Consider the following 4556-nt stretch of genomic DNA (forward strand, 5'->3'; position numbering starts at 1 on the left):
TTAAAGCCTTCGACTTAACCTTCTTTTACATCAATAATGGCTTCATTTAATGTCAGCATACTTTTTAAAACACCACCGGAATGTGGACAATGACAGATACCGACCTGCGCTGCACCTAAGCGACGAATTTCATCGGCATTAAAATGAATGCCATGCGCGAGCCAGGTCCGGTGATTTAACCAGCCCACACTGTCCAGATAATCGACTGTGCGCAGGCCAAATTTTTCCAGACAGAACTGTTCTTCATCCAGAGTTTCCGCTAGATGGGTATGCAGCCGCACATCATGCTGCTGTGCCAGTTGGGAACTTTCACGCATAATTTCCTGCGTGACTGAAAAAGGAGAACAGGGCGCAAGGGCAATATTCACCATCGCATCTGCACTGCGGTCATGATATTTCGAGATCAGCCGTTCCGAATCGAGCAAGATGGTTTGCATATCTTGCACTGTATGCTGCGGTGGCAGACCGCCCTGATCTTCACCCAGACTCATCGAACCACGGGTCAACATGACACGGATACCGAGGCTTTCAGCCGCCTGTACCTGAATATCAATGGCATCATGCAGTTGTTGGGGAAATAAATAATGGTGATCTGCCGCAAAGGTACAGCCGGACATCAATAATTCGGCCAAAGCCACTTGCGTCGCCAAATAGAGCTGTTCCGGATTCAGCTTAGCCCATACCGGATACAGCGTTTTAAGCCAGGGGAAAAGCGGCGCATTCACCACAGGTGCCCAGGCACGGGTCAAGGTTTGATAAAAATGATGATGGCTGTTAATCAGGCCGGGTAAGATCACCAGATTTTTGGCATCAAATATTTCATCAACAGGTGTGGTTGGGGTTTGGCCTAAAGGCACCAGTTCAACAATTTTTCCTGATTGGATGACCAGACCACCGCGTGCATCACTTTGGTTGCCGGTAAAGATTGCCAGTGGATGTTTAATCCAGATTATTGACATAACATTGCCTTAATCATTGAAATTTCATTTAAAAAGCAAGAGTTATACCAACTGATATATTTTCAGGATTACAGCACCGGAACTTGCAGCTTTAAAGCTTCCATTTGTTCACTTATGTGTTTAATCATTAACTGCGAAGCTCTGGAAATTTGACGTTTCGGCGCAACACAGAGCGCAATGGTCAGGGGATGCAGACCTTTTTCCAGTATTGGTTTAAACACCAGTTCTTTACGCTCAAGATAAGGTAAAACATCTAAAAAACTTAAAATCCCGATGCCTAAATTTTTCTGGATCAGGGCATTCATCAGCCGGATATCATTAGATTCGGTTTTTCTGGCCGGAATAAACTGGTGATGTTTATATAGGGCCTGCACATAATCGTGAATAATTAGCGGTTCAGAGGGAATAAAATGGTTGTCGCTTAAGGTATCGGAAAAATAGATTTTTTCAGCATTAACTAGAGGATGCGTGTTGCTCATGACAAAACCGACCGGCAATTCCAGAAAATGAATCACTTCCAGATGATGATGCGCTTTGGGATTGAGAATTAAACCAAAATCCAGTTCGGCATCCATAATTTTTTTCGCAATAATTTCGCTGTCTGCCACCCGAATATTAAAATGAATCCAAGGATAGTTTTCATACATATACTGCATCGACTGCATGATAAAACCATCGCTTAAAGCCGAGATCAGACCAAATTCGATGGTGCCCCGATTCAGTCCCTGAATTTCATCAAAACGTATGCGGGTATGTTGAAATTCTTTTTGCCATTTCAGCAGGTCGGCATAGAGCAATTCTCCGGCTAAATTCAGCTTTAAGCCATTCGGCAAACGCTCAAACAAAATGATGCCCAACTCTTCTTCAGCCAGGGCGATTTGACGGTGTACCGCAGAAACAGAAATAAACAGCTGATCAGCTGCTTTGCGCAGACTGCCAGTTTTGGCGACCGCAATAAAATATTCGGAAAAACGTGAAAAAGGTGTATTCATAAAGGTACTGAGGGCAAATTTGCCGTATGGTCTTGCTTATAGTGCATCATGCTGCTGGCTATGCGAGTTCTATGCCAAAGTGGCCGTGATGATTTTTCAAAACCTTCAAACACACCGAATGTGTTCTAATTTTTAGAATAATAAGTACGAAACATTCTAATAGACAGAAAGCCAAAAATTCATTTAATTTCAATTACAAGTTAAAGCAAAAGGTCATTGTTTTTGACCTTGAAAAGCTTAGCCACGAAATTAAAGAAAAGGGTTTTATATGAACGCAATACCAGTACTCAATCTATTTACTCAACCCAATGGTAGTGCGTTTGATCCATCTGACTGGAATATTTTGGCGCAGCATTGGTATCCGGTTGCACGCATTCAGGACGTCAGTACCACACCACAACAAGTCATACTGCTGGATGTGAAAATGGCACTGTATAAAACTGAAAGCGGCCGCATTCATTTGGTGCGAGATATCTGTCCGCACCGTGGTGTACCACTGACCAAGGGCTGGGTACAAGGTGAAGAAATCGTCTGTCCTTATCATGGTTTACATTACAATGCCGAAGGCAAATGCTCCAAAATTCCGGCACAACCTGAGCTGACAAAAATCTCTGAGCGTTTCAGCCTGACCAAATTTCCTGTGGTGGAAAAATATGGCCTGATTTGGACCAGTTTATTTAGCCGTGATGAAAGCGAGGCGAATTTCCCGGTGCTGGAAACCTGGGAGGCTGAAGGTCATCAAGCCATTTTGCCGCCATTCGTCGATATTGGTGGTTCTAGCGGCCGTCAGCTGGAAGGTTTTATTGATGTTGCACACTTTGCCTGGGTGCATCATCAGGCATTTGCTGACCGTGAAAATCAGATGGTACCGAAATACCATACCGAACGCACTGACTACGGCTTAAAGAGCATCTACATTTCCAACGTCAGCAACTATCCGCATAGCGTGCAGTATCTGGAGCCAGAAGGCTTTATGTGGACCCGTGAGTTTGATGTGTATCCGCCATTTTCTGCAACATTGAAAGTGTATTTCCCCAATGATGGCATCCTTAAAATTTTAAATGCGTGTTGTCCGGTATCACACAATAAAACCCGCTTGTTTGTGCCACTGACCCGAAACTTTGATACCACCGGTGATTTACAGGCAGTGTACGATTTTAATGCGCAAATTTTTGCAGAAGATCAGGATATGGTGGAAAGCCAAAAACCGGAAGAGTTGCCGCTAGATATTAGTATGGAAGCCCATTTTGAAGCGGATCGATCCTCAACCACTTACCGCCGTATATTGGCCGAGTGGGGATTATCTAAACGCTATATCGTCTAAATATTTTTTAAAAAGCACTTTTATATTAAAGGTGCTTTTTTATTTTAAGGTCACTGTCAAATTTATATTAACGAGCAGCACAAATCATGAATAGCCCGAGTCATGCGCAGATCATTAAATTCCTGAAACTTTCCAATGAGGTCGGCAAGCGCGCCATCAGCTTGGGACATCATCCTTTTGGTGCGGTTCTGGTTGCACCCGACCATGAAACTGTCCTTTTGACCCAATGTAATATGGATACCGTCAACCATGCCGAATCGACTCTGGCCCGTATTGCAGCCACAAACTATCCAGCTGAATATTTATGGCAATGTACCTTATATACTGCGGTAGAGCCTTGCTGTATGTGTTCTGGCACCATTTATTGGGCCAATATCGGCCGTGTTGTGTATGGCATGACCGAAGAAAAATTGCTGCAATGTACCGGTAACCATGATGAAAACCCGACCATGAGCGTTTCTTCTGCCTATGTATTTTCGCATTGCCAAAAAGAGGTGGAACTGATTGGTCCCGTGCCTGAACTGGAAGATGAAATAGCCGAATTGCAAAACAGCTTTTGGTCCAAAAGATAATTAATTTTTCACGCATCATTATTTTTTAAATCTATTTGGCTTTGTTGCACAAACCTATCTGTAAAGGCTTTTTCAGCGATATAATTTTCAAATGAAGAAGCCTACACAGAAAATCTACCGCACAACCAATTGGCCCGCATATAACCGAGCACTCATGAGTCGCGGAAATATTGCCATTTGGTTTGATCCTGCTACGCAATGGTATGCGCCATCAAAAGGCAAACAAGGGCGAAATCAAACCTACTCCGACGCAGCCATCCAATGCTGCTTAATGATTAAATCCTTATTCCGTCTGTCTTTACGTATGGTTACTGGCTTTGTGCAAAGTCTGATTAAACTTTGCGGATTAAATTGGATAGCTCCAGATTACACCACGCTTTGTAGAAGACAAAAGCATATTGATATTGCAATCAGCTACCAAAAAAGTAGCGATGGGCTGCATCTACTCATAGACTCTACAGGGATGAGGTTTCTAGGTGAGGGCGAATGGAAACGCAAGAAACATGGACCTGAATATCGTCGCCAATGGCGTAAACTTCATATTGGTATAGATGCCAAAACCCTTCAAATACGCGCTATTCAACTCACTACAAATAATGTGAGTGATTCACAAGTGCTTGGTGATTTACTCGATCAGATTCCACAAGATGAGCAGATTGACTCTGTTTATACCGATGGAGCTTATGACACCAAGCAATGCCGTCAGGTC

Annotated in this window: 4 protein-coding genes and 1 pseudogene; 3 read left to right on the forward strand and 2 right to left on the reverse strand. The window is 43.4% G+C overall.

Going from position 1 to position 4556, the window contains the following annotated elements; all coding sequences use genetic code 11:
* Positions 1-59: 59 nt before the first annotated feature.
* Both MTX11_RS16120 and MTX11_RS16125 read right to left on the reverse strand, forming a co-directional pair.
* Positions 60-959, reverse strand: a pseudogene (locus tag MTX11_RS16120) (amidohydrolase family protein); the annotation flags it as partial.
* 68 nt (positions 960-1027) lie between these two features.
* On the reverse strand, positions 1028-1951 hold the full coding sequence (locus MTX11_RS16125) for a LysR family transcriptional regulator (RefSeq protein ID WP_243475581.1): 924 nt from the start codon (positions 1949-1951) through the stop codon (positions 1028-1030).
* Between the two features lie 268 nt (positions 1952-2219).
* Between MTX11_RS16125 and MTX11_RS16130 the strand changes: the two genes are divergently transcribed.
* The 3 genes from MTX11_RS16130 to MTX11_RS16140 form a co-directional block, all read left to right on the forward strand.
* Entirely contained in the window at positions 2220-3275 is a 1056-nt protein-coding gene (locus MTX11_RS16130) for an aromatic ring-hydroxylating oxygenase subunit alpha (RefSeq protein ID WP_243475582.1), read from the forward strand.
* A gap of 86 nt (positions 3276-3361) precedes the next feature.
* Entirely contained in the window at positions 3362-3847 is a 486-nt protein-coding gene (locus MTX11_RS16135) for a nucleoside deaminase (RefSeq protein ID WP_243475583.1), read from the forward strand.
* Between the two features lie 91 nt (positions 3848-3938).
* A partial coding sequence (locus tag MTX11_RS16140; protein ID WP_243475584.1) for an IS5 family transposase occupies positions 3939-4556 on the forward strand: 618 nt, incomplete at its 3' end.

It is taken from the genome of Acinetobacter lwoffii, from assembly GCF_022809915.1.
Classification (GTDB): Bacteria; Pseudomonadota; Gammaproteobacteria; order Pseudomonadales; family Moraxellaceae; genus Acinetobacter; species Acinetobacter lwoffii_M.

Bases quoted from the DNA above. Each gene is read 5' to 3' on its own strand.
- MTX11_RS16125 (WP_243475581.1), bottom strand. From the start codon at position 1,951: ATGAATACACCTTTTTCACGTTTTTCCGAATATTTTATTGCGGTCGCC.
- MTX11_RS16130 (WP_243475582.1), top strand. From the start codon at position 2,220: ATGAACGCAATACCAGTACTCAATCTATTTACTCAACCCAATGGTAGT.
- MTX11_RS16135 (WP_243475583.1), top strand. From the start codon at position 3,362: ATGAATAGCCCGAGTCATGCGCAGATCATTAAATTCCTGAAACTTTCC.